The following is a 26,401-nucleotide window of genomic DNA, read 5'->3' as shown; positions in this document are numbered from 1 at the left end:
CTCCCCGTCACGCCATCCGTTTCCCGCTCCGTCAAGACCCGTTCATGTCCATGTCCTCCGCTTCGCTGCATCCGTTCGTCTACCTCGCGTCGCAAAGTCCGCGCCGCCAGGAACTGCTGCAACAGCTCGGCGTGCGTTTCGAATTGCTGCTGCCGCGTCCCGATGAAGACGCCGAAGCGCTCGAAGCCGAACTGCCTGGCGAACACGCACGCGACTACGTGCAGCGCGTGTGCATCGCGAAGGCGCATGCGGCGCGCGCGCGGCTCGTCGACGGCGGCCACGCCGCGCGGCCGATCCTCGTCGCGGACACGACCGTGACGATCGACGACGCGATTCTTGGCAAGCCCATCGATGCCGACGATGCGGTCACCATGCTCACACGCCTCGCGGGCCGCACGCACGAAGTGCTGACCGCGCTCGCCGTGATCGACGCGGACGGCGCGTTGCTGCCCGCCGCGCTATCAGTCTCGACGGTGCGTTTTGCTGCGGTGCACGCAGACGCGCTGCGTCGCTACGCGGCGAGCGGCGAGCCGCTCGGCAAGGCAGGCGCGTATGGTGTGCAGGGACGCGCGGCGGAGTTTATCGAGCGTATAGACGGGTCCTATTCGGGTATCATGGGTTTGCCGCTTTTTGAAACCGCTGCCCTCCTGCGTGCAGCGCGCATCGACTTCTAGAACAACACCATGAATGAAGAAATCCTGATCAATGTCACGCCGCAGGAAACGCGCGTCGCGCTCGTTCAACAGGGCGCCGTCCAGGAACTTCATGTCGAACGAACGCTATCGCGCGGGCGCGTCGGCAATGTCTATCTCGGCAAGGTCGTGCGTGTGCTGCCGGGCATGCAATCGGCGTTCATCGACATCGGCCTCGAACGCGCCGCGTTCCTTCATGTCGCCGACATCTGGCATCCGCGCATCGCCGGCGAAGCGCAACATCAAACGCCGCACCAGCCGATCGAAAAAATCGTGTTCGAAGGCCAGACGCTGATGGTGCAGGTCGTCAAGGACCCGATCGGCACGAAGGGCGCGCGGCTGTCCACGCAAGTGAGCATCGCCGGGCGCACGCTGGTGTATCTGCCGCAGGAGCCCCACATCGGCATCTCGCAGAAGATCGAAAGCGAAGCTGAGCGTGAGGCCGTGCGCGCGCGTCTGACCGCCGTGCTGCCCACCGACGAGAAAGGTGGCTACATCGTACGTACGATCGCCGAGGATGCGACGAGCGAAGAACTCGCCGCGGACGTCGCGTATCTGCGCAAGACATGGACGACGATTCTGTCGCAGGCGCAGCGCATGCCGCCCACCAGCCTGCTCTACCAGGATCTGAATCTCGCGCAGCGCGTGCTACGCGATTTCGTCAACGATGAAACGTCGCGCATCCAGGTCGATTCGCGCGAGACGCATCAGATGCTCGCCGATTTCGCGGCCGAATTTACACCGGCGGTCTCGTCGAAGCTGCATCACTACACCGGCGAGCGGCCGCTCTTCGATCTGTACAACATCGAGACCGAGATTCAACGTGCGCTGTCGCGCCGCGTGGATCTGAAGTCGGGCGGCTACCTCGTGATCGACCAGACCGAGGCGATGACCACGATTGACGTGAACACCGGCGGTTACGTCGGCGCGCGCAACTTCGACGACACCATCTTCAAGACCAACCTCGAAGCCGCGCACACGATCGCGCGGCAACTGCGGCTGCGCAACCTGGGCGGCGTGATCATCATCGATTTCATCGATATGGAAAACGTCGAGCATCGCGACCAGGTGTTAGGAGAATTGAAGAAGGCGCTGTCGCGCGATCGCACGCGTGTGACCGTCAATGGCTTCTCGCAACTCGGGCTCGTGGAAATGACGCGCAAGCGTACGCGCGAGTCGCTCGCGCATGTGCTGTGCGAGCCGTGCCCGATTTGCCAGGGCAAGGGGCAAGTAAAGACCGCGCGCACGGTTTGCTACGACGTGTTGCGCGAGATTCTGCGCGAGTCGCGGCAGTTCAATCCGCGCGAGTTTCGCGTGATCGCTTCTCAGCAGGTGATCGATCTGTTTCTCGAGGAAGAGTCGCAGCATCTGGCGATGCTGATCGATTTCATCGGCAAGCCGGTGTCCTTGCAGGTGGAGTCGAATCTGAGTCAGGAGCAGTACGACATTGTTCTCATGTAGGTCCACCGAAGTCCGATGAGTTCGAGCGAATACAAACAAAATCTTTAAATTCAATTTCATATAAAAAGATCCGTCCGGGTCAATCTGTTGCCCGGCAGCGTCTCCGCACGCTTGAAATGCGCTGGAATAATCGGATAACGAGAGAGCATCTGGGTGACTGGGGCGCGTCCAGAGCGCCAGCTTGATTCCCAGAAGACCGCCGACGGTAAAAGCGAGGTCAGCTGCTACTCGTCGCTGTGACGCCACGTGGTGGCAGCAATTGATTCAAACAGATTTTGGTACATTCAACGGCACAAGCTGAGAACACTTATGCCAGATGGCATTCCAACTAAAGGTTGGCGCCAACTACAGCGGCCATCCATTCCTGCCAGTCGCTCGGCGCGTCATCGGCCCTGAACGAACGGCCGGACAAAGTAGTCGGTAGCTGCGAGTGTCCACAATCAAACGCGAACAACGTACAGTTGTCGGCCCGACTGCGCTTGACGTCGCGAGAATACTTGCATTGGGAAGGGCAACACTCCCGTGGCCGTGTTGCACTTCGCTCTTGAAACCGCCCCACCAGGCTTGTCATTTCAGAGTGTTCGAAATTCCGCGCTAACATATGTTCGATTGCCCGATTGGATGGAGTGAGCATGCACTCGTCGACGCCTGGGAACGCCGCAGCGTCCGCGGGTCTAGTGGATCTTGAGTTGCCGCAACACGCAACTAATCCACGAAGTCGGACAGCTTGAGTCAAACGGCCTGCAGAATGAGAAAACGATTACCTCCGCTTAACTGGTTGCGCGCATTTGAATCGTCTGCCCGGCATCTCAGCTTCACCCATGCGGCGACAGAGTTGAGCCTGACCCAGGCGGCGGTAAGCCAACAGGTGAAGGGACTCGAGTCGCAGTTGGGGGCAGTCCTCTTTAAGCGCTTGCCAAGAGGACTCGAACTCACTGAGGCCGGGCTAGCCTATTTGCCGGTTGTCCACGAGGCCATAGAGCGACTGGCGGCCGCAACTGAAGAGATCTTCGGGCAAGGTCACGGCAGAGTCCTTACCGTTCGGGTCAGCCTGGTGTTCTTTACCCATTGGCTGGCAATGCGCTTACCCGACTTTCGTGAACGCCACCCCGAGGTCAATCTGCGTATCACCAGCAACATATGGGGGGGCGATTCGAGCGTGACCGACGTCGAAGCCGATATGGAAATCCGCTATGGACATGGAGAATGGACGGGACTCAAGGCCGAGCGGCTGACCTGGGATACGTTGCTGCCGGTCTGCGCCCCATTCTTGCCCTCCGAACAGGCGCCACTGGCTACTCCGAAGGATCTCCGTCACCACGAACTACTCCACGTGCTGGGCTACGAGGAGGGCTGGGGATACTGGTTGAAGAAAGCAGGCGCGGGACAGGTCGACTCTTCGAAAGGAATGCAGTTCGATACCTTGATCTCTGCTTTGAGAATGGCCGAGCTTGGTCAAGGGGTGGCCTTGGCGCGCTCGTCGCTGGTCCAGTCGATGCTGGACACTGGGCAACTGATAGCGCCTTTCAAATCCCGGCTAACGACCAGTGAAGCTTTCTACCTGGTCTATTCTCCGCACAGCATCGTCAACCCTGATGCCGCGGCGTTCGTGGCCTGGTTGAGTGCGAAGGCCCAAGAGGGGCGTGCGCGGAACTGATCGACCAGGTTGACATCGCCCGTCCATTTCGCGGGGCTGCCAGTGATCGACTGGCCGTTTTCCTGCGCGTTAACTCCGCCGGCCTCCGCCATAAATAAAATAGCCCCATCCTCGTTTTTTTTATTGCTTTACCGGCTCCCCGTTGTATCCGACAGTGATCCCCAGTTCGTCGCCAAGGCCACTCGCCTCGCATTCGAAATGCGGTTGATTGGTACGGGCGGCGACCCACCACAATGATGACCTGCGTTTCGGAAATCTGCAGGTCCTGGAGATGAGTCGGTGAGCCATGGGAAAGCATAATCAACTGCCTTTTAGCGGCGTGAAAGTCATCGACTTTGGCCAGTACATCGCCGGCCCGGCCGTGGCGATGATCCTGGCGGATCTCGGCGCCACCGTCATTCACATCGATCCCCCTGCTGGGCCGCTTTGGGACAGCCCGGCCAATGCCGTACTGAACCGCAACAAGTATTGCTTGCAGCTTGACCTGAAGTCCGCGCAGGGGCGCGAGGCGGCCATGGCATTCATCGCGCGTGCCGATATCGTGATCGAGAACTTCCGGCCGGGCGTCATGACCCGGTTGGGCCTGGACTTCGCCGAGCTGCGTCGTCAAAGGCCCGAGCTCATCACGCTGTCCATCCCTGGCTTCGCCAGCAACGACCAGTTGCGTCGTCACTGGCGCGCGCTCGAGCCGATTATTGCGTCGGCCTCCGGGGTATTCACCGATATGGGCCAGAACCGCGTACTGATGGGGATAAACCCGAGCTTTTCGCCGCTGCCGCTAGCCTCGTCCTACGGCACCATGCTGGCTGTCTCCGCGGTGGCACTCGCTCTGCAAGCGCGGGAGCGCACGGGAGTGGGTGATCAGATCGAGGTGCCTCTGGCCGCGGCGGTGATGGAGGGGCTGTCTTACAACTCGATCAAGATCGACGGTTATCCCGAACGCTACAAGACCTTGCGCGAAAAGGAAATTGAGCGGCGGCGGTCGGAAAATCTTCCGATGAACCTCAGCTACGAAGAACTGCAAGAATATCTCGACCCCTTTTACCGCACGTACGAGTGCGCGGACGGTCGCAAGTTCTATGCGGTATGCCCGTCACACCGCTCGCACGCCAAGCGTTGCCTTCAGGCGATGGGCTTGTACGAGGAAATGCTATCTGCCGGGCTGCCGACAGTGAGCGACCCATACCTTCCTATCTCTCAGTGGGAGGGGGATGCCTCACTCGGTGTCTACCCGTTGCCTGCCCATTGGGCCCGGCGCATTTCGGCACGCATGAAGGAGGTGTTCCTGACCAGGACAGCAGCCGAGTGGGAAAACATCTTCGGCGAAGGCCGTTTTCCCGGGGCACCCCACCGCTCGACTCAGGAGTGGTTGCACGACGAGCACGCCAACGCCGCGGGTCTGGTGGTCGATGTCGACGACCACCAGTACGGCAACATGAAACAGCCTGGCGCGATCGCCTGGCTGGAAGACAGTGCCGAACTGATGCTCTCGCCCGACGCACGCCGCACGGTGAGTCTCAAAGAAGCCCTGGCCATCCTCGATGAGTGCGCGCCCACGGCACTGCCGCCCCCAACCGAACAGCGTGTTGGCGGCTGGCTTGATGGTGTGCGTGTCCTCGATCTGACCAATGTCATCGCGGGTCCGCATTCGACCTCCTACCTCGGCCGGTTCGGCGCCGACGTTATCAAGCTCGACCCCGTAACACCCAACTATGATCCCTGGAACACAGTGGTCTTTGGCATGTCTTCGGGTCGCGGCAAGCAAAGCGTCCTGGTCGACCTGAACCGCCCTGACGGACGCGAGGTGTTTAACCAATTGGTCCGTTCGGTTGATGTGATCGTGATGAATGCACCGGATCGTCAACTGGCACCTTTGGGTCTTGACGAAGCCAGTCTCCAGGCCGTCAACCTTGGCGTGATCTTCTGTCAACTGGATTGCTTTGGGGGACCGCGTCGCGGCCCACGGACCGATTATCTCGGTTACGACGACTTGATCCAGGCCAGCACCGGCATCATGCTGCGCTTCGGCGGCGGCATGGCAACGCCAGAGGAACACGCTCACGTCGGAACCATTGACGTGAATTGCGGGTTCGCTGCAGCGCTCGGCATTGCCGCCGCGTTATATCGCAAAGCCAGAACCGGCCAGATCAGCCGTGCCCGGACCTCCCTGGCATCGCTCGGCAACCTGGTGCAGATTCCCTTCTGCTACGACTACCCGCGGCGGGCCCCGTTCGATGAGCCTTCCGGCCGTAGCGCCCAGGGCTTTGGCAACCTGTCACGCTTCTTTCGAGCCGCGGATGACTGGTTGTATGTGGACGCCAGCGAAAAGGAACTGGACAAGCTAAACGCCGTAGAGGGACTGACGGGCATCCGCGACGCGGCAGATCCCGCAGCGTTTCTCAGCTCCGCGTTCCCCACGGCCTCCGCCGAAACCTGGCAGACGCGGTTGCAAGCGGCCAATGTGGCGGCAGCCATTCCGGACAATATCGACAACTTGCGCCAACGCTACAGCCGCCCTGCTGACAATCGTCCGGGTATCGATAACGCCAGCTATTCATTCAGTGTGTATGCCGAGCATCCGAGTGGACGACGCGTCATCCAACTCGATCCTTTTGCGATTCGCCCCCACGTTGCTCCGATCCGCGCACTGGCGCCAGCAGAAAAGTTTGGTGCCTCGACCCGAGGGGTTCTGCGCAAGATGGGCTACAGCGATACCCAGATTGCGACGTTGATTGCGCGAGGGGCGGTCGGCGAAAGCTGGTGCGAAGAGTACTTGCCCAGCTGAACGTCACCGTTGCGGGCAAGCCGGAACACATCGCGACCGCTCCGCTGATGCGTGGGCGCGGCCGATAGCAACAAGCACCCTAGAAGAAAAAAGGCTGTAGCGAAGGGGTGTTCGACTATTTATAAGATTGGAGACAAAGATGCATGTACGACACCGCAAGCTCCCGGGTACCGAAAACACCCGGCGAGGCGCAGAAATCGTTATCGAGAATCTCAATCGAGCTACGCAGCACATGGCGCGAAAACGCCGATGGCGAGGCATGGGGAAGGAGGTACCCTGTGCGCCTCCCTGTCGCCGCAGCCGATCTGCAGACACAGCGCGACCGCCTGCGCTGCCAGGTGCCTTCCGCACCGAAAGACATTGAGGGTAACGATCATGCAAGACCAGGGCAACACATTTGTGAGCTTCCGCAATGTTCGGAAGACATACGACGGAGAAACACTCGTCGTCAAAGACCTGAATCTCGACATACAGAAGGGGGAGTTTCTCACTTTGCTTGGTCCGTCTGGCTCGGGAAAGACCACCTGTCTCATGATGCTCGCCGGGTTTGAATACCCAACCGATGGAGAAATCTGGCTGGATGGTCAGTTGCTCAATCGTATTCCGCCGCATAAACGCGACATTGGAATGGTATTTCAGAACTATGCACTCTTTCCACACCTGACCGTCGGACAGAACCTCGAGTATCCCCTCAAGGTTCGCAAGATGCCGCCAGACGAACGGGCCGCGCGCGTCAAGCGGGCGCTCGAGATGGTCCACATGGAAAAGCTGGGTAAGCGAATGCCAGCTCAGCTCTCAGGCGGTCAGCAACAGCGAGTGGCGCTTGCGCGTGCGTTGGTGTTCAACCCAAAGCTTGTGCTGATGGACGAACCGCTTGGCGCGCTGGACAAACAGCTGCGCGTGCACATGCAGATAGAGCTCAAGGCATTGCACGAATCTCTTGGCCTGACCTTTGTGTACGTCACACACGATCAAGGTGAGGCGCTCACGATGTCTGATCGAGTCGCGGTCTTTGATCAGGGGGTGATCCAACAGCTCGACCGGGTCGACTCGCTCTACGAATCGCCGAGGAATCTGTTTGTAGCCAACTTCATTGGTGACAGTAACCGGGTGGAAGGCACCGTCGTAAGCCGGGATGGAAACTATTGCGAGTTGTGCATTGCAGACGGTACGACCGTACGTGCGCTGAATGTTGCCGGACTCAATGTCGGTAGCCACGCCACAGGGGTGATCCGTCCCGAGCGGCTCTCGATTGGACGGCAATCCGAACAGCAGCGCAATGTCATCAACAGCGAAACGCTTGGGATGATCTACTTCGGCGATCACGTCCGGCTACGCTGCCGCTGCCCCGGAGAAACAGAGTGTTTCGTGAAGGTTCCGCTCGGACAGGACGGGGCGGCCTATGTCCAACCGGGAAATCGAATCGCGTTGTCGTTTCATGAAGATCATCTACGAGTTTTCAATTGACCGCGCGTAGCGAAATCACCTTGTGCCAAGGAGAACGAAATGAGGTTCTTTAGAAATACGGTCGGCGTGGCTGCCATGATGTGTTGTTCCGCTTTCGCATTGGCCGACGGCCTTACGACGGTCAATTACGGTGGCGCCGTGGGGAACGCCGAGAAAGCTGCCTGGGTTGAACCGTTCTCGAAAGCGAGCGGCATTCCGACGAATGCGATTGAGTACACGGGCGAAATGGCCAAAGTCAAAGCGATGGTCGACGCCAAAGATGTCACGTGGGATGTCGTTGAAGTCGAGTCGGCAGACATCGGACGCGGCTGTCAGGACGGACTCTTCGAGAAGCTCGACTGGTCGAAGATCGCGAAAAAGGGTGATCTGGTGCCTGGATCGGTGACTCCCTGCGCTGCCGGCACATTCGTGTGGTCGACCGTGCTGGCATACAACCCGACGCTGACGAAGGGCACGCCACAGGGCTGGAAGGATTTCTGGGACGTCAAGAAATTTCCTGGCAAGCGTGGCATGAAGAAGGAGGCGCGTTATAACCTCGAGTTCGCACTGATGGCAGATGGCGTTCCGGCGAAAGACGTCTACACCGTGCTGGGCACGGAGGCTGGCGTCAATCGGGCGTTCAAGAAGATGGACGAACTCAAGCCACACATTCAGTGGTGGGAGGCTGGCGCACAGCCGCCGCAGTTCCTGGTCGCCGGTGACGTTTCGATGTCCACCGCGTATAACGGCCGCATCGACGCCGCAATGCGGGCAGGGAACAAGAACCTGGGGATCTCGTGGGACCAAAGCGTCTATGAGCTGGACTTTTTCGTGATTCCGAAGGGCTCAAAAAATAAGGATGCAGCCGAGAAGTACCTTGCCTACGTGCTCGGACCTCAGGCTCAAGCTACGTTCGCCCAGCACATCCCGTACGGACCAACCAACAAGGGCGCTTTAAAGTTGCTTGATGCAACCACTCTTGCAAACCTGCCTAACTCGCCGAAGAACGGCAAAGACGCTATCCCCAACGACGTAGAGTTCTGGACCGACCACGGCGACGGGCTGGAACAGCGCTTCACCGCGTGGGCAGCGAAATAACGCGAATCGTGTACCCATCGCTCGAACGCATGGGTACGCGAAGGAGAGAGACATGAGCGCGGTAACTACTCAGCAGCAGGATTGGCATTTGCGTGAGCTCAAGCGATCGCTTAGGAACGTGAATTTACGCAAGCAGATGGCGGCGCTGGCGCTAATCGCTCCTCTTGCTATTTTCATTTTTTTGGTATTCGTGATGCCCGTTGCATCCATGATTTCGCGGTCGATTCAGAGTCCGGAAGTCGTTGACGCGTTGCCAGACACGACGGCGGCGCTGCGAAACTGGGATCGGAAATCGGCGGTTCCGGATGACGCTTTTCGCGGGCTGATGCTCGATATCGAGCGCAACGGCGGGAACAACAGTTCAGGTACCGCTGCCGGTCGACTGAACGGGCAGAAGGCGGGTTTCCGTTCGTTGTTTTACAAGACTTCGAGCGCACTTCCGTTCGGCGACGATGATTCAGCGCTGCCTGCGCATGAGGTTCGACAAAAGCTGATCGAAATCGACAGGCGTTGGGAAGATCCCGGTTACTGGCAGGCAATCGCTAAAGATTCATCCCGATACACAAGCCAGTATCTCCTCGCGACGATGGACTACCGTCGCAATTCTGTCGGTGACATCGTTCCGGTCGATCCAGGCGCCTCGGCATATCGGGAGGTATTCAAGCGAACGTTCGTGATTAGCGGCCTGGTAACGCTCGCCGCGCTGCTCCTCGGCTACCCCCTGGCATACTGGATCTCCAGTCTGCCGGCGGGTAAGGCAAATCTGCTGATGATCCTGGTGCTCCTTCCCTTCTGGACTTCGATCCTCGTGCGGATCTCCGCCTGGATTGTCATCCTTCAAGGATCGGGCCTCGTCAACAAGGCGTTGCTGTCGCTGGACCTGATATCGTCTCCATTGACACTGCTGTTCAACCGGACGGGGGTGCTGATCTCGATGACTCATATCCTCCTGCCGTTCATGATTCTGCCGCTGTACAGCGTCATGAAATCGGTGCCAGCCAGCTATACGAAGGCAGCGATCTCGCTGGGTAGTCACCCGTTCGGCGCGTTCTGGAAGGTCTACTTTCCGCAAACGCTGCCAGGAGTCGGCGCCGGCGGACTGCTGGTATTCATCACGGCTTTGGGCTACTACATTACTCCGGCATTGCTGGGCGGAGCCGGCGACCAGATGGTGAGCTACTACATCGCCTATTTCACGAACGTGGCCTTGAACTGGGGGATGGCGTGCGCACTGGGAGCGGTTTTGCTTCTCGTGACGTTGATACTCTTCGGTGTTTATCGAAAGATCGTCGGCAATGAACTGAAGGTAGGTTAGGACCATGAAAACGACCATATCGCGTTTTGCACCTTATACGTCGGCTCCCGAGATCGCGTGGCACTACGTTTTGCGATCGACCAATGTCATGATCCTGCTTTTTCTGGTCTTGCCGATACTGGTGATCATCCCGCTTTCTTTCACGGACAATACATTCCTGGTCTATCCGATACACAAGTTCTCGTTCAAGTGGTACCACAATCTGTTTACGTCGATTGACTGGCTTCGTGCCGGAAAAAACAGCTTCATCGTAACTCCGCTTGCCACGATCCTGGCCACTGTCCTCGGGACGTTGGCCGCGTTAGGCCTCAACAAGGCGACGTTCAAAGGCAAGGGCGCGCTGATCGGCATTTTGATCTCGCCGATGATCGTGCCGGTGATCGTCACTGCCGTCGGGATGTATCTGTTCTTTGCGAAGTGGGGGTTAGCCGGGTCGTACCTTGGTCTGATTCTGGGTCATACCGCTATCGCTGCTCCATTCGTGGTGGTAACTGTCAACGCCACCCTTGCCGGGTTCAACCAGAATTACGTGCGCGCGAGCCTGAGCCTCGGTGCGTCGCCCGTCACGACGTTCTTCTCCGTCACCCTGCCCATCATTGCGCCGGGCGTTATTTCTGGAGCCCTGTTTGCATTTGCCACGTCGCTCGATGATGTCGTCATCACGATGTTCATCGCGGGTCCGACACAAGGTACGCTGCCGTTGCAGATGTTCATCGGCCTGCGGGAAAACATTACTCCGACGATTGCTGCCCTTGCGACAATTCTGATTGTATTTTCCAGCCTGCTTCTAGTGACGATGGAGTGGCTGAGGTCCAGAAGCGCGGCGCGGCAGATAGCGACGTGACATTGCTTGCCGCGGCACCTGTCGCCTCATGCCCGTGGAACCCGTCGGGCATGGCGTAGTGGTACATCCTCGAATGGTTTATGTTGTCTGGATGTATCACTTCGCCATGCCTGACCGCGTGCGTTTACCGTCAGAGAGGACAAGTATGGCTTTCTCAGCCCTTTATCTGCAGCAGAATGACAACGGTTTTTCGGCCGGGGTTACCAGCCTCGATGACCGAACCCTCGACGAGCATCCCCTCGCAGCCGGCGAAGTGCTCATTCGTATCGCGCACTCGACGCTTAACTACAAGGACGCGCTAGCGGTCACGAACCGCGGTCCGGTCGTACGCGCCTGGCCAATGATCGCGGGTATCGATGGCGCCGGCGAGGTGGTGACATCGACAGATTCTCGCTGGAAAGCGGGCGATATTGTCCTCGTCAACGGATGGGGCCTCGGCGAAACACACTGGGGGTGCCTCGCAGAGAAAGCCCGCCTGAAGGCCGACTGGCTGATTGCGGTACCGCAGGGACTATCAACGGCCGAAAGCATGGCAATCGGGACGGCCGGCTACACGGCGATGCTGTCCTGCCTTGCGCTGAAACAGGCGGGTGTCAAGCCGGCCGACGGTGAAGTCCTCGTGACCGGCGCGAGCGGCGGTGTGGGCAGCGTGGCAATCTCGCTATTGAGCAGTTGGGGATTTACGGTCGTGGCGTCGACGGGCAAGCCCGAGCAGGCGCATTTTCTGAAGCGTATCGGCGCCGCCGATGTGGTCGATCGGAACTCGCTGTCGGCAGCCGGCAAGCCGTTGCAGAAAGAACGCTGGGCGGCGGTTGTCGATTCTGTCGGCTCGCATACGCTTGCCAACGCATGCGCACAGACGAAATATGGCGGCGTCGTGACGGCGTGTGGTCTCGCGCAAGGCATGGAGTTCCCGGCGAACGTTGCACCGTTCATTCTGCGCGGTATCAAACTGTTGGGCATCGACTCGGTCATGTGTCCGATCGCTCATCGTCAGATTGCGTGGAATCGGCTCGCTGCAGATCTGGATCGAGCAAAGCTCGCCGAACTCACGCACCTGATAGCGTTGCACGACGTGCCCGAGGCAGCCGTGCAAATGATGGATGGAAAGCTGAGCGGTCGAACGGTTGTCGACATTTGCCGCAGCGCATGATGTCGGACGCTTCCGTTCGGATTTGAAGGCCTGCGACTTCGGGACCGGTGGTGTGCTCTCCCGTGCCGGGATGTGGCAGCACGGGAGCTGTAGCGGATTTTGCAGTGGAAAGGCTATCTCGCCGTCGGCATCGCGAATTCGGCACCTTGCTCGATACTCTCCGGCCAGCGTTGCATGATTGACTTCTGACGCGTATAGAACCGGACGCCTTCCTCGCCATACGCGTGCGTGTCACCGAACAAGCTACGCTTCCAGCCGCCAAACCCGTGCCACGCCATCGGTACCGGGATCGGTACGTTGATGCCAACCATTCCAACCTCGATTCTCCGGCCGAACTCGCGCGCGACGTGTCCGTCGCGAGTGTAACAGGCGACGCCATTGCCGAATTCGTGCGCGTTGACCAGGTCGACGGCCTCTGTAAAGTCCTTCGCACGGACGCAGGACAGCACCGGTCCGAAGATTTCCTCTTGATAGATGCGCATCTCCGGCGTGACGTGGTCGAACAACGTGGCACCGGTAAAAAAGCCTTCCTCGTGCCCCGGAACTTTGAGGCCACGTCCATCGACAACCAGCGACGCGCCTTCTTCGAGACCAATCGCGATGTAGTTTTCAATGCGTTCCAGCGCCTGACGTGTGACGATTGGCCCCATCTCGGCGTCGGCCTCCATGCCGTTCTTTACTATTACGGAGCGTGCTCGATCAGCGAGCCGCGGAATCAGCTTGTCCGCAACGTCGCCTACGAGGACTGCGACCGAGATCGCCATGCACCGTTCCCCCGCGGAGCCGTAGCCTGCGCCGACCAAAGCGTCGACGGCTTGATCAATGTCAGCGTCGGGCATCACAACCATGTGATTCTTCGCTCCGCCAAGCGCCTGGATCCGTTTTCCGTGCTTTGCCCCCGTCTCGTAGATGTAGTTGGCAATCGGCGTCGAACCGACGAAGCTGATGGCTTTTACGTCAGGATGCTCGAGTAGCGCATCCACGACTACCTTGTCCCCTTGCACGACGTTGAACACGCCGTCAGGCAACCCGGCTTCCTGCAGCAGGCGGGCCATGTAGAGCGACGCTGACGGATCACGCTCGCTGGGCTTCAGAATGAACGCATTGCCTGCGGCAATCGCAATCGGAAACATCCAGCAAGGAACCATGCACGGAAAGTTGAAAGGCGTGATTCCCGCGACAACGCCGAGTGGTTGCCGGGTCGTCCAGTTGTCGATGTCGGTCGACACCTGTTCCGTATGGTCGCCCTTCAGCAATTGCGGAATGCCGCAGGCAAACTCGATCACATCGATGCCCCGTGCCACTTCGCCTTGCGCATCGCTGAACACTTTTCCGTGCTCGGCGGTCATGATCGCTGCCAGCTCGTCCTTGTACTGGTTCATCAGTTCGAGAAAGCGGCGCATGACGCGCGCGCGACGGATGGGTGGCGTATTACTCCATCCCTGGAACGCCTGTTTCCCCGACGCTACTGCGGCACTTACGTCGGACGCGTCGCCGAGGTGCACCATGCGTGCAGGAGAACCGGTCGCGGGGTTGAATATCGGCTGCTTTCGAGTGCCTGAGCCAGGCACGTGGCGACCGTTGATGAAGTGAACCACGTCTGCGTCGTCGTTGAAGGGCTGCATTTCATACTCCTTGCTGGGATTGGAACAGGTTCTAAGTGCCACAAAAACGGGCGATGGGAATAGGGTTTTGCCTTCCGATGGCCAGAGTTGTTGTTGCGTCTGAATGACCGTCACTTCGACAGATCCGATGCGGTTTTTTTGAGGGGGAATTCGCTTACCAGAGACCGCGGTAGAGCTCGACCATTTCCGCGACCGAGGGCACGCGTGGGTTATTGCCAGGAGAGCCAGAGGCCAGAGCCTGCTGTGCCATGGTCGGCATTAAGCTGAAGAAGCGCTCGCGGTCGATACCAAATTGTTCAGGCATCGGCACCTGAAGGTCAGCGTTGATCGACCGCAATTCAGCGAGCAACCTGCCATTGGCGGTCTGCGTACTGTCCTGCCTGTCGGCCACGCCCATGGCACGAGCGCACTCAGCGTAGCGTTCTTCCGCCGCCGGGATCGAGAACGCGGTCACACTGGGCAGCAGCATGGCGTTGGACAGGCCATGGGGAACGTGGAAAAAAGCGCCGATCGGTCGACTCATGCCGTGTACCAGCGCCACGGATGCAGCGGAGAACGCCACACCCGCGAGCGTCGAACCGAGCATCAGGGCTTCGCGGGCGGCTGTATCCTGGCCGGATCGATAGGCTTTACGCAGATTGGGGCCAATCAAGCGCATGGCCGCCAAGGCCTGACTGTCGCTGTACAGGTTGGCTTTCTGGCTAACGTAGGCCTCGATCGCGTGGGTCAGCGCATCAATACCCGTATCGGCGGTGACGCGCGGCGGCAGGCTGAGGGTCAGGTTGTAGTCGACCAAGGCTGCTACGGGCATGAAGCCGATGCCCACACAAAGCATTTTTTCGTCGTTCTGCTCGTCAGTGATGATCGTGAAACGGGTCACTTCCGAGCCGGTTCCCGCAGTGGTGGGCACCGCGATAATGGGCAACCCTACCTCGGTAACAATGCGCGGAAATTTATAGTCGCGCATTTCTCCACCATGCTTGGCAAGAATGCCAATAGCCTTGGCGCTGTCGATCGGACTGCCGCCGCCCAGTGCAATGATGCTGTCGTAGTCTCCTGCGCGAGCCTTCTGCACGCCAGCTCGAATCGAGTCAACCGTGGGCTCGGGGACCGTATCAGCGAAAATTTCGGCTGTCCTGCCATTGGCGGCGAGACCTTCCTGAATGCGCCCGGCATAGCCCAGCTGCACCATCATCTTGTCGGTGATGATCAAGGGGCGACTGCAGCCGAGAGTCGCCAGAACCGTGGAAACTGTCTCGCTGGCGTTGGCGCCGACCTGAAGGATGCGCGGCAAAATCATTTGGTTAGACATATCGAATCCAGTATTAATGTCGGTTAAATATAAAAAGCTAGCCGGGATCCATTCATTAATTGAAGTCTTCGGCTCGATGTCTTGTCTTTTCGATAATTTAGATAATAAGAAGTCGATATCTTTGATATTGAGAATGGTGAAACTTGCCGGAGCGGTATGGTTTTCGGTGTTCCTTAATGCCCAGTTGCGCATCACCTGTTCGAGAGGTCCCTGCAGGCGTGCATCGCAATGACGCAATAAATCCCGCGTCATTAATAGAGGTAGCAGCAAGGTGATGTGCCCATGGCCGGGCCGGCCGTGTGTTGGCCGAAGTGAATGGCCCCTGACTTCGTAAGCCGGTAGTTGATTAAGCTTCTGTCCATATGGATCATCGACTCGTCTCCCGGACCCGCAGATTTTCTGCAATGCAGGTCATCATTGTCATAGGTAGCCGTCAGCACTGATCAATCGCGTTTCGGCTGCAAGCTGCCGTGGCGGCGCGCTGAGGTTACTGTCGGGTAGAACGAGGAGCGGGTAAAGCAATAAAAAAGACCGTAATGGGTCCGCTTTACTTATGGCTTTGGCCGTCGGGAGCGAAGTGGAAGGCTATTTTTGCCCATCCCCCGAAATCTGAAATCCTCGGCAAACCGCTGCCAGGCTTGGCTTTGAGGGGTGTACTGCAGCAAAAATAGCCGACTGGTCTATTCTCCACATCGGGAATCGAACTCCCGCAAGGCGTATTGCGAGTCGAGGTCACGACCGCTGTTCTTGCCATCCTTCGGTCCGGGCTGCTCGTCGAGGGAGTGTCGAAGTAAAAATCCCCACGCTGTGTAACCGGTGATCAGCCGGGATTGTGATCGGAGAAGCTCCGTTTGGGACGGCCAGGGCATCGACGAATGGGTTCGGCGGGTACCTGGTTCAGCGAAGTTGGCCGGTTGCGTAAATGCTCGGGCAGCAGTTCGACGGGCTGCTATTGCGAGGGCGCGTGCAAGATAGTGGCGAACATCGTGTCGGTGCAACGCTGTGCCTGACTATCGCTTATCGTATCGGGTCGGCCCTCGATCCCGCCTTCGGTAACCCCTCGCGGGCTAATCACCGAGAGTTGTCCTCGATGGGCGCTTTCACCCGCATCATGCAAAATAGCCGCATCGAAAACGCGGAGGATGGCCCGTGGGTGTCAACTTCGACCTGAACGATTTGCAGGCGTTTCGAGCCGTCGTGGAATTGGGTAGCTTCCGCAAAGCAGCGGAGGCGGTCAATATTTCGCAGCCAGCGCTGAGCCGGCGCATCGAGAAGCTTGAAGCGGCGCTCGGTGTGCGGCTCTTCGAGCGGACCACTCGCAGCGTGACGCTCACCACCATAGGTCGCGTGTTCGCCCCAAGCGCGGAACAACTTCTCGACGATCTCGATGTCGCATTGCTCGGCATCCGCGACGTCTCCAGCAGCCGCCTCGGTCATGTGACCATCGCATGCGTGCCGTCGGTCGCCTACTATTTCCTGCCGAGCGTCGTTGCCGCCTATCACAGCCGCTATCCGCGTATCCGGGTCAAGCTGCTGGACTCGAGCGCCAACGAAGTGCTCGGCTCGGTCATCAGCGGTGAAGCCGATTTCGGCGTCAGCTTCATGGGGAGCCAGGAAACCGAGGTCGAGTTCAAGGTCCTGCTGCAGGAACGGTTCGTCGCCGCGTGCCGTCGCGATCATCCCCTTGCCAGGAAAAAGCAGGTGACCTGGAACGAGCTTTATGAACACGAATATGTATCCGTGGACAAGACTTCTGGCAACCGCCTGCTGCTCGATCAGGCGTTGACCAACGTGGCGCCGGCAGTGCCGAGCGTCTGCGAGACTCGCCATGTCACCACCATGCTCGGCCTGATCGAAGCGGGACTCGGTGCAGCAGCGGTGCCTTCAATGGCAATGCCCATGCGCGACCACCCGATTTTGACCAGCGTGCCGCTCGTCGATCCGGTCGTGACGAGGCGAGTGGGTATTGTCAGACGCCGGGGGCGTCCGCTCGCGCCGGCCGCGCAGCAGTTCTATCAGACGATTCTCGACATGAAGCGCAGCGGCATGGCCCGCGCGGCGAAGAAGAGCCCGAAATGACACTGCCAAGGCCATTCCGGCTGCTTTACGTCCAGGTCCTGCTTGGAATGGGGCTCGGCATGACCGTCGGCCACTTCTGGCCACAGGTCGGTGCGTCGCTGAAGCCGCTCAGCGATGCGTTCGTCGCGCTGGTTCGCATGATGATCGCGCCAATCGTCTTCTGCACGATCGTCATCGGCATCACGTCGCTTGCGAGCGGCTCGAAGATCGGCCGGACCATCCTGAAGGCGCTCGCGTTGTTCTACGTTCTCACCATCGTTGCGCTCGTTCTGGGCCTCGCGACCGCGTTCACGCTGCATCCGGGTGCGGGACTGCACATCGACGCGCATCATCTGGACACGGCCATGCTGGCGCAGTATTCGACGCGCACGCAGTCGCACGGGCTCGTCGAGTTCGCACTGCATCTGATTCCGGAGACGCTCGTCGGCGCCTTCGAGAAAGGCGAGGTGCTGCCGGTCCTGCTGCTTGCCCTTCTGTTCGGCTTCGCATTGAACGCCAGCGGAAGCGCCGGACGGCGAGTGCAGGAATTCATCGATAGCGTCGCACACGTGCTGTTCCGCATCCTCGCGCTGATCATGCGGCTTGCCCCCGTCGGGGCGTTCGGCGCGATGGCGTTCACGGTAGGCCGTTTCGGCATCCATTCGATTGGCTCGCTCGGCATGCTGATGTTGTCGTTCTATGCGGCCTGCCTGCTGTTCCTGGTCTGCGTGCTCGGTCCGCTCGCACGCCTGCATCGCTTCTCCCTCTGGCGTTTGCTGCGCTACATTCGCGAGGAACTCGTTATCGTGCTCGCGACGTCGTCGAGCGAACCCGTGCTGCCGCGCCTCATCGTCAAGCTCGAAGCGCTCGGCTGCGACAAGGGCATCGTGGGTCTCGTGCTGCCCGCCGGCTATTCCTTCAATCTCGACGGCACGGCGATCTACCTGACGCTCGCCTCGATGTTCATCGCGCAAGCGTGCGATGTACACCTATCGGGCGGCCAGATCGCGACGATGCTCGTGGTCATGCTGATCACGTCGAAGGGCGCGGCGGGCGTGTCGGGCAGCGGACTGGTTGCACTCGTCGCGACGCTCGCCGTCATTCCCGATCTGCCGGTTGCAGGCGTCGCGCTACTGGTCGGCATCGATCGCTTTATGTCCGAGGCGCGTGCCCTGACGAGCGTGATCAGCAACGCCTGCGCGGTGATCTTCGTATCGATGTGGGAGCGCGCCTGCGACCGAACGCGTCTGAAGGATGCATTGAGCCTGGCGCACCAGCCCGAAGAAGCCTTCGATCAGCCCGCCGACCTGCCGGGCTGAATCGTTGCCGTCGTCTCAATGCGTGGCGACGGAATCGAGCCCGGTCGATGTCACCTCCGGCTGCACGGCGGGCGACGCGAGATAGTCGAGCAGCGCTTTCGCCTCCTTCGGATGCTGCGCGCCGACCGGGATGCCGCCTGCAAAGCGCGTGACGGACTGCACCGACTCCGGAATCTTACCGACGTAAGCCGCGCCCTTCACCGGGAGCAACTCGCTCACCTGCTGAAATCCCACATCGTAGTCGCCGGTTGCGACCACCGACGCCACCGGGATCCTCGGGATCATCTTCGCCTTGGCCTTCGCCTGTTCCTCGATGCCGAGCCGCTTGAACAACTCGCGCTCGATATAGACGCCGCTCGCGCTATCCGAGTAGGCGATCGAGCGGGCATGCAGCAAGGTTTCCTTGAGCGCCGCCTCGGACCCGATGTCGGGCTTCGGCGCGCCATCGCGCACGACCATCCCGATGCGCGAATCCGCGAGCTCGACGCGCGAATCGGGGATCACCTTGCCCTGCTTGATGAGATCGTCGAGTGCATAGCCGACCATGATCACCACGTCGGCAGGTTCGCCGCGCTGAAGCCGGTTCGGAATGGCCTCCGGCGACTTGCCCATCGACGGTCCGAGCGCGGTATCGAGCGTGTTGCCCGTGGACGCCGCGAACTTCGGGCCGAGTAGCTTGTAGGCGGCGGTGAAGCCGCCAGAGCTCATCACGTGTAGTTCGGCGGCCTGCACATTCGCCGCAGCGGCGGCGCTGCCGAGGAGCGCCGCAGTGCACAGTTTCAGAAGGATGGATTTCATGGTTGAAGGAACGTCAGGCTGAAGTTCGAGCAGCGAAGCGCTGCTTCAGGAAGCCGCATGCAGCGGAACGCGACGGCGCCGATACAGTGCGAGTGTGGCACCGAGCCCGCAGACCGCCGCGAAGCTCATCCAGTAGCCCGGCGCGGCTTTATCGCCCGTCATGTGAATGAGCGCGGTCGAGATAACGGGTGTGAAACCGCCAAAGACCGCCGTCGCGAGGCTGTAGGCCAGCGAGAAGCCAGCGACACGCACTTCGACCGGCATCACTTCGGTGAGCGCGACGATCATCGCACCGTTGTACATCCCGTACATGAACGAGAGCCAGAGCAGCACAAGCAGCATGTTGACGAAGCTCGGCGCGTGAGCCAGCAGCGATAGCGCAGGATACGCCGTCGCAATTGCCAGCATCGTCATTCCGAGAAGGAGTGGACGGCGTCCGATCCGGTCCGACAGCGCGCCGCCGATCGGCAGCCAGATGAAGTTGGAGATCCCCACGCACAGGGTGACGAGCAGGCTATCGGCGGTACTGAGATGCAGGACTGTCTTGCCAAAAGTCGGCGCATACACCGTGATCAGATAGAAGCTCGTGGTGGTCATGGCGACGAGCAGCACGCCCGCGATCACGACGTTCCAGTTCTGCACGAGCGTCGTGAAGACTTCTTTCATGCTCGGGCGGTGCTGGCGCTGTTTGAATTCCTGCGTTTCCTCGAGATTGCGCCGCAACATGAAGATGAACGGCACGATCATGCAGCCGACGAAGAACGGCACGCGCCATCCCCACGCAGCAATCGTCGCCGTGTCGAGCCAATGATTCAGCGCGAAGCCGAGCGCGGCAGCGATGACGATCGCCACTTGCTGGCTCGCCGACTGCCAGCTCGTGAAGAAACCCTTGCGGCCCGGCGTCGCCATCTCGGCGAGGTAAACCGATACGCCGCCCAGTTCCGCACCCGCGGAGAAGCCCTGCAGCAGACGGCCAAGGAGAACCAGGGCCGGGGCGAATAGTCCGATCGTCGCATAGCCGGGCACGAACGCGATCAGGATGGTGCCGCTCGCCATGATCGACAGCGTGACAATCAGGCCCTTGCGGCGACCGACATCGTCGATATACGCGCCGAGGATGATCGCGCCGAGCGGCCGCATCAGGAAGCCAGCGCCGAACACTGCGAACGTCATCATCAGTGAAGCGAACTCGCTCCCCGCCGGGAAAAAGACCGCGGCAATCTGCGTGGCATAGAAGCCGAACAGGAAGAAGTCGAACTGCTCCAGGAAGTTGCCTGCCGTCACGCGTAGCACGGCGAATGGCTTCGATTGCCCGGGGGCCAGCGGGGGTGAGGAGGGATGCATCGAGGTGTCTCCAGAAAATTTTGAACTTGCGGTGTTCGGGCGATTTGTTGTTTGTCGAATATTCGCCCGGACCGCACGAAACGATAAGTGCTATTTTCGAAACGATTGATGTCCGCTGGTTATCGGTGTCGGCGAAGCGCTCAAGCTACGAAGCGGCACTGGGACGCGGGCGTTCGGGTGTCCATGTTGCGCCCCCGGTTCAGGTGATCGTCGATTTCCGCCGCGCATCCGAGCATGCGGGGATAAAGGAAGATCGTGAATGCGGCGGTTTCCAGATCGGTCTCAGTCAATTCACCACGTTGCAGCGGCTGCCACAGCATCTTCAGCAGCAGCGCCGCGATCACGGCATCGACGTTTACGCAGTACACGTTGCGGGAGACGCCGGCATCAAACAACGCCTGCACCAGTTCGCGATAGAACGCATGGAACACGTTATATTCCCCACGCTTCCCGCACAGTTCCGCGATGAACACTTCGCGCGGATCGTAGTTGACCGGCCTGTCCTTGAAGACGGGATGGTTCACGCCCGGCAGCTTCGCGATATCGAGGCTGCCGGCATGCTTCTGTCGGGCCTTGTACTGCGCATAGCGCTCGGCCGAGCGCTCGGCGAGCGAGCGCAGGTCCACGCCGTGCGCGGGGTCGGACGGATCGGCAAGCCCGCTGTCCCTGAACGCTTCGATCAGGAAGGCGATGCCTTCATAGCCATTGCCGCCGTGCGTGTAGCCTGTATGGGTGAGAAAGCCGACCAGCGCCTTGTTGAGTTGCACGCGCTCGGGGCTTTCCGGGCCGTCGGCGGATACCGCGCCCTTTGCTCCCTGCGCCGAGATGGCGCCCGGACCGTTGGTGAGCAGCAGACCGACGAGCGTCTTGAAGGCGAACAGATCGTTGGGTCCCGGCGCGAGGTTGAGCAACGCGGCAAAACAGATTTCCGTCAGGCTGCGTTCGTTCAGCAGCGCTTGCGTGGTAAAGCCGCAAAAGCCGTCGGGACGGTGTCGCGAGGCGTCCGCCGATGCACCGATCAGCGTCCCGAACAACATGGTCCACCAGGGCAGGCTCTCGGCCGTGACGCGCGAGATGCGCTTGCGCATCAGCGGTCCCCACGCGAGCGTCATGGAGATCGCGGCCAGAACAGCGTCTGCCGTCGGGTGAGCGGGCTGAGACGTGAGCCAGCGCACGATGACCGATCTGACTCGACGCTCGGCGAGTCCCGCGAGCATCGCTTCGGCGCGCAGATCGCGCGTGTCGGTAAAGAGCGGCTCGCAGCCGTTTACGTCGATCCGGGCGATGTCAAAGTTCTCGTCGAGCGCACTCGTCAGGCCGGCTGCCGAGAAGCGTTCGATCATCCATTTCGCGGCATCCCGCGCCGCGCGCTGACGGTTCGGCCCGATGATGGAGGCCGCGGCGGCCAGGATGGCGTTGGGTGCATTGCCGGCCTCGCGTGCGGCTTGCGCTGCCGCGAGTTCCGGCGTTCCGTGCAGATTGACGGACGCAGCGATCGCCACATCGACGAGCTTCTCGTCGTTTTCTCCGCCGAACTCGTGAAGCAGGGCAAGGCTGACGTTCGCTTCGAGCGAATGCGTCGCCGCGTCGAGCATCGAGGCGCCGTACAGGCTGCTCACTTGCGTTTTCGCATCCATCTGCGATGCGCCCGATGCGTCTTTGAGCGCCTGACGCGGAGCGATCACGCCGATCTGTCGATTGACCTGATGGACCTGCTCGTTATACGGCGCAACAGCTTCCACGACCGGAATCGCGAGGCCGTCCGGCAACGCGAGGCCCTGATCGGAGCCGAACCACGGCTTGAGCGCGAGACTGCCCTCCGAGTCGAAATCGGGCATCGTCGCGTTGGCGCGCATCACGGCGCTCAGCGCGGCCGGGATGTGCGCGATGTTCGTCACCACGGCACCCTTCGTCGAGCAGCATGGATCATCCGGCGTGAAGAGGCGCTCGACGCCGAACTTCTGCATGAACCAGCGTTCCTTGGCTTGCGCATCGTCGTTGCCGCCGGCCATCGCGCCGGCGTGGCCGACTGCCCGCGTGAGGCGGCTCTTCCACCGTCCCACGACGCACGCGACGACTGGCTTCGTGAAGACCGCATCGGCCTCGTAGTAGCCACCGGGCTCGCAGTAAAGCACCGCAGCCTTGCTGCGCGCATCGTTGGCGAGTGCGAACGCGAATTCCGGCGCGGCATAGTGGATATAGACGTCCTTGCCGCTGGAAATGACTGTCGACGTGCCCCAGCCACCCATGCGCAGGTATTGCGCAATCGTCGTGCTGAAGCCACCGGAGTTGGAGAAGATCGCGATCGAGCCCTTGCGCAACGAATCGTCAGGATTGTCGCCGCCGAGCGCTCCGCCGATCCTCACGCGATTCCACGAATCGGCGACGCCGAGGCCGTTCGCGCCGAAGATGTCGATGCCCGCCTGCTGGCCCATCGCGCGGATTTCGCGGGCGTCGTGGACCGCGATCTTCTCGGTGATGATGAAAATCTTCCGCAACTCGGGATTCACGCGAATCAGTTCGGCGACGCCGTCGCGGGCCGCGGACGGCGGCAGATAGACGACGCCGCAGTTGAACCGGTGTCCCGCCTGCAGCCCCTCACGGACGTTGTTGTACACGGGGATATCGCCGGCCGGCGTCGCGAGCACTTGCCCGCCCTTGCCCGGCGCCGTGCCGAATACGACGTTACCGCCCGAGAATGCGTGACTCACGGGCGTCACGTCCGACGATTCACCGCCCAGGATGTTGAGCACGCACACGCGATCCTCGCGCGTGGCGATCTGTGCGAGTGAGCTGACGCCAACGAAATACCTGAACGTATTGCTGCCTTGCTTGTACATGTCGATCTCCTCAGGCACGAGCCGTTTCGGTTTGCCTTGGTGACGCGCCAATCCTTGCTGCGATCTCGGTGCGGCCACCGGCGCGCATCCAGGCGTCCGCCTGGCGTGCGTACTGGATCACTTCGCTGATGTCAGAGTCGAAGCCGAACAGCCGGTAAGGCAGGCCCAGCGAGTCGCATGTGTCCCTCAGCGCCGACATGCCCCGCACGAGGTTCGGACCTCCACGGCCCAGCACGACATAAAGCGGTGTCGGTCCGTGCTCGCTGAAGTGCTCGCGCAGGGCGTCGGCCATGGCGCGCAGCGTCTCGTAGATGTCCGTGTTATTTGACTTGCCGCCGATGATGAAGAGCACGTTCGCCTGTCCGAGCCAGTGCCTGAAACAGATGCGCGCCACTTCCTTCATCTTCGCGTAAGGCGGATTGCCGCCGAAATCCGACGAGATGATCGCGGCGTCGCCCAGCATTTCGGTGACCAGCGAGTTGGCGCCGCCGCCGAAGGTCGGGGCCAGGATCGTGCCCTTCTCGTTGATGACATACACGTCGCTCTGGCCCTGATGGGTGCGAAGCTGGTTGATCTCCTGCTCAAAATCCGAGTAATCGGCGGCGAACAGATGAGGCGGCAGGCCAAGACGCGCCCAGCGCGGATCGTCGCGATCGAAGCCGCACTTGAAGTCGCACGCAACCGGCGTAAGGCGACCGTGCCTGTCCTCGCGCATGCGGATCGGATTCAACTCCAGCGTCGTCATGCCGAAGTCGTGAAAGAGCTCCCAGAGTTTCGGCAACTGCTGCACGAGCGGCGAAATGATCTCCTTCGGCGCGCCGATCTCGCTCAGTGCATTCGCTACGACGAACGCCTTCAGCCCGGTCAGCGCATCGAACGGCACCATCGCCACCTGCTTCGGGTCGACTTCCTCGATGTCCATGCCGCCCACATGCGAAAGCGTCATGGTCGGCGCACGAAAGCGGGTGGAATCCGTAATCGAGAAGTAGACTTCGTGCGTGGCCGGCACACCGGCTTCGAAGGTGACGCCATTCGCCTTCGCCTTGATGTGGCCGACGGTATGCTCGGCGAAGTAGAGCCGCTCCTTTTCCGCGAGCGCGGTCTTCAGGTCGGTCGCGCGGCCAAGCAAACCTGCCTTGCCCTTCTTGCCGACTCCCCCCTTGAAGACGGGCTTGATGAAGATCTGGCGATGACGGTCGATCAGCGCCTTGACTTCCTCTTCGCTCGCGCTCGGGCCGAGGATCTCACTCGCCGGAAATCCGACGAATTGCAGCAGGCGCGCGCCGTGCAACATACCGGTGATTTGCATGAAGTTGTCTCCTGAAGGGCATAGCGATATAGAAAGAAACGGGTGTTCGGATTGGTCGTTTGGCGAAAGCGCCAGGCGTGACAAGCGGCCGTGACGCCGATGGCGTTCGGAATGCGTTGCTGATGTGTGTTGAATTGTCCGGTGCTCGAACCGGCTGAGGCTCGAGACGACCCGGCCCAAGGGGCGATCGTTAGCCGCCCCAGGTGCGCCTTGCGTTGTACGTAGGCTTGTCTCCGATGCGTTTTACTTTCGTTCCAATCTCGCTGGAATCTTGAGTACTGATACTCACGCAAATGGAGCCACGCGATAAGTGCATTTTTTCGAAGCATTGATGTTTGCACGTTATCAATGCAGCTGCATGAAACGTGGCATCACCGGCACACCGCGGCGAACATCGTGCTATACAGCGCGCGCCAGCGCAGCAGTTCGGCCCGTTCGCCAATATGCATCGTTTCTGCCGCCTTGCGTATCGACAGCCGCTGACTGCGAAGTTCATCCGCGACGCGGTCTGCGAGATCGGGAAAATCCAGCGACCGGACCTGCGCCTCGACGGCCTTTCGCAATTGCGAATCCCGGTACAGGGTGAATTTTTCCCGCGTACCGAAATAGCCGTTGCGCACCACATGCGTGATCGCACCTGGGAACGTCGCACCGAACTTCAGAAGCAGTTCGAGGCTGTCGCGCTGCCGGTTGATAACCCACAGCACGCGCGCAGGAAAATGCCGCGAAACCCTTACTGGATAACGATCGGCACCCGCAAAATGGAATAGTATGACGTTGTTTTGATGTGAGGATCGTGCCGGATCATTCGCGCGTCCGGGTCAATGCGCGGCCGTTGTAGCGGTGTCGGTCGCGTGGCCCTATCGCTTTGCGCACGCCGTCGACACGCGGCTTGTCTCGCCTGAAGACATCGACGCCAAGGCCGACGTGGTTATTGATGCGCTGGCCGCCAGTTGCGAACGCCAGCGTGACCCCTGCGCGGCACCGACTATTCCACTACCTACGAGCCGTGGGCACCTCTGGAACTGTGCGCCAACTCCCCAATACAGCCGCGCTGCGCCTTCGACTCGCGCAGCGTCGACCCTGAGTTGATCCGCGCGGAAGCTGCTTGCATTCTCGCAGCCCTCAAGCGCGAGCTCGAGCGCGCAGGAGTTCAGCCATGCGTGAAAACGGAATCAAGGTGACACAGCCCATCGTCTGCTCGGCGGCGATGGGACAGGAAATGAACGCGAGTTGCGCTCGCGGGAGGCGCGCACGCAATGAGCGAAATCATGGATGAACAGCAACGCATCGAGGCGGCGCCCGCCGCGATTCCGCCCGACATCGAGCGCGACAAGCAAAGTTG

The 26,401-nt window shown here is 60.4% G+C and carries 17 protein-coding genes and 1 pseudogene; 11 read left to right on the top strand and 7 right to left on the bottom strand.

Annotated elements, in window-relative coordinates:
- Positions 1-44: 44 nt before the first annotated feature.
- The 9 genes from BJG93_RS04615 to acuI all read left to right on the top strand — a co-directional run bounded on the left by BJG93_RS04615 (position 45) and on the right by acuI (position 12,451).
- Positions 45-674 carry a Maf family protein gene (locus BJG93_RS04615; protein ID WP_027197168.1) on the top strand — a complete coding sequence of 210 codons (630 nt, stop codon included), beginning with the start codon at positions 45-47 and terminating at the stop codon, positions 672-674.
- 9 nt (positions 675-683) lie between these two features.
- Positions 684-2,153: a ribonuclease G gene (gene rng, locus BJG93_RS04610; RefSeq protein ID WP_027197167.1), complete on the top strand. Its 1,470-nt coding sequence runs from the start codon at positions 684-686 to the stop codon at positions 2,151-2,153.
- 748 nt (positions 2,154-2,901) lie between these two features.
- Complete coding sequence (gene gcvA, locus BJG93_RS04605) at positions 2,902-3,810, top strand: transcriptional regulator GcvA (protein WP_027197166.1); 909 nt, start codon at positions 2,902-2,904, stop codon at positions 3,808-3,810.
- 286 nt (positions 3,811-4,096) lie between these two features.
- Entirely contained in the window at positions 4,097-6,595 is a 2,499-nt protein-coding gene (locus BJG93_RS04600) for a CoA transferase (RefSeq protein ID WP_027197165.1), read from the top strand.
- 375 nt (positions 6,596-6,970) lie between these two features.
- Positions 6,971-8,062: an ABC transporter ATP-binding protein gene (locus tag BJG93_RS04595; protein ID WP_027197164.1), complete on the top strand. Its 1,092-nt coding sequence runs from the start codon at positions 6,971-6,973 to the stop codon at positions 8,060-8,062.
- A 39-nt stretch (positions 8,063-8,101) separates the two neighbouring features.
- The gene (locus tag BJG93_RS04590; protein ID WP_027197163.1) at positions 8,102-9,139 is read left to right on the top strand and encodes an ABC transporter substrate-binding protein; all 1,038 of its coding nucleotides are present in this window, start codon (positions 8,102-8,104) and stop codon (positions 9,137-9,139) included.
- A gap of 52 nt (positions 9,140-9,191) precedes the next feature.
- Positions 9,192-10,454 (top strand): ABC transporter permease, encoded by a 1,263-nt coding sequence (locus tag BJG93_RS04585; RefSeq protein WP_051374377.1) that lies wholly within the window; start codon positions 9,192-9,194, stop codon positions 10,452-10,454.
- A gap of 4 nt (positions 10,455-10,458) precedes the next feature.
- Positions 10,459-11,298 (top strand): ABC transporter permease, encoded by an 840-nt coding sequence (locus tag BJG93_RS04580; protein WP_027197161.1) that lies wholly within the window; start codon positions 10,459-10,461, stop codon positions 11,296-11,298.
- Positions 11,299-11,443: 145 nt separating this feature from the next.
- A complete protein-coding gene (acuI, locus tag BJG93_RS04575; RefSeq protein ID WP_027197160.1) occupies positions 11,444-12,451 on the top strand; it encodes an acrylyl-CoA reductase (NADPH) in 1,008 nt (335 codons plus the stop codon).
- A 113-nt stretch (positions 12,452-12,564) separates the two neighbouring features.
- On the opposite strand, the gene BJG93_RS04570 is transcribed toward acuI, so the two are convergent.
- Both BJG93_RS04570 and BJG93_RS04565 read right to left on the bottom strand, forming a co-directional pair.
- On the bottom strand, positions 12,565-14,076 hold the full coding sequence (locus BJG93_RS04570; protein WP_027197159.1) for a CoA-acylating methylmalonate-semialdehyde dehydrogenase: 1,512 nt from the start codon (positions 14,074-14,076) through the stop codon (positions 12,565-12,567).
- Between the two features lie 154 nt (positions 14,077-14,230).
- Positions 14,231-15,580 (bottom strand): iron-containing alcohol dehydrogenase, encoded by a 1,350-nt coding sequence (locus BJG93_RS04565; RefSeq protein ID WP_231337434.1) that lies wholly within the window; start codon positions 15,578-15,580, stop codon positions 14,231-14,233.
- Positions 15,581-16,537: 957 nt separating this feature from the next.
- On the opposite strand from BJG93_RS04565, the gene BJG93_RS04555 reads away from it, so the two are divergent.
- The gene (locus BJG93_RS04555; RefSeq protein ID WP_027197157.1) at positions 16,538-17,467 is read left to right on the top strand and encodes a LysR family transcriptional regulator; all 930 of its coding nucleotides are present in this window, start codon (positions 16,538-16,540) and stop codon (positions 17,465-17,467) included.
- On the top strand, positions 17,464-18,765 hold the full coding sequence (gene dctA, locus BJG93_RS04550; RefSeq protein ID WP_027197156.1) for a C4-dicarboxylate transporter DctA: 1,302 nt from the start codon (positions 17,464-17,466) through the stop codon (positions 18,763-18,765). The genes BJG93_RS04555 and dctA overlap by 4 nt, the downstream gene beginning before the upstream one ends.
- 15 nt (positions 18,766-18,780) lie before the next feature.
- Here dctA and BJG93_RS04545 read toward each other — a convergent pair whose 3' ends face one another.
- The 5 genes and pseudogenes from BJG93_RS04545 to BJG93_RS04525 form a co-directional block, all read right to left on the bottom strand.
- The gene (locus BJG93_RS04545; RefSeq protein ID WP_027197155.1) at positions 18,781-19,563 is read right to left on the bottom strand and encodes a substrate-binding domain-containing protein; all 783 of its coding nucleotides are present in this window, start codon (positions 19,561-19,563) and stop codon (positions 18,781-18,783) included.
- Between the two features lie 45 nt (positions 19,564-19,608).
- Positions 19,609-20,907, bottom strand: coding sequence for an MFS transporter (gene tcuC / locus BJG93_RS04540; protein ID WP_027197154.1), 1,299 nt, complete (start codon positions 20,905-20,907; stop codon positions 19,609-19,611).
- 140 nt (positions 20,908-21,047) lie between these two features.
- On the bottom strand, positions 21,048-23,747 hold the full coding sequence (locus tag BJG93_RS04535) for a CoA-binding protein (RefSeq protein WP_027197153.1): 2,700 nt from the start codon (positions 23,745-23,747) through the stop codon (positions 21,048-21,050).
- 10 nt (positions 23,748-23,757) lie between these two features.
- Complete coding sequence (locus BJG93_RS04530; protein ID WP_027197152.1) at positions 23,758-25,056, bottom strand: ATP-grasp domain-containing protein; 1,299 nt, start codon at positions 25,054-25,056, stop codon at positions 23,758-23,760.
- A gap of 371 nt (positions 25,057-25,427) precedes the next feature.
- Positions 25,428-25,763, bottom strand: a pseudogene (locus tag BJG93_RS04525) (protein mobD); the annotation flags it as partial.
- Positions 25,764-26,401 lie beyond the last annotated feature (638 nt).

This window comes from Paraburkholderia sprentiae WSM5005, from assembly GCF_001865575.2.
Classification (GTDB): Bacteria; Pseudomonadota; Gammaproteobacteria; order Burkholderiales; family Burkholderiaceae; genus Paraburkholderia; species Paraburkholderia sprentiae.
Note: the sequence above shows the minus strand (reverse complement) of the source record. Positions and strands in the feature narration are given on the sequence as shown.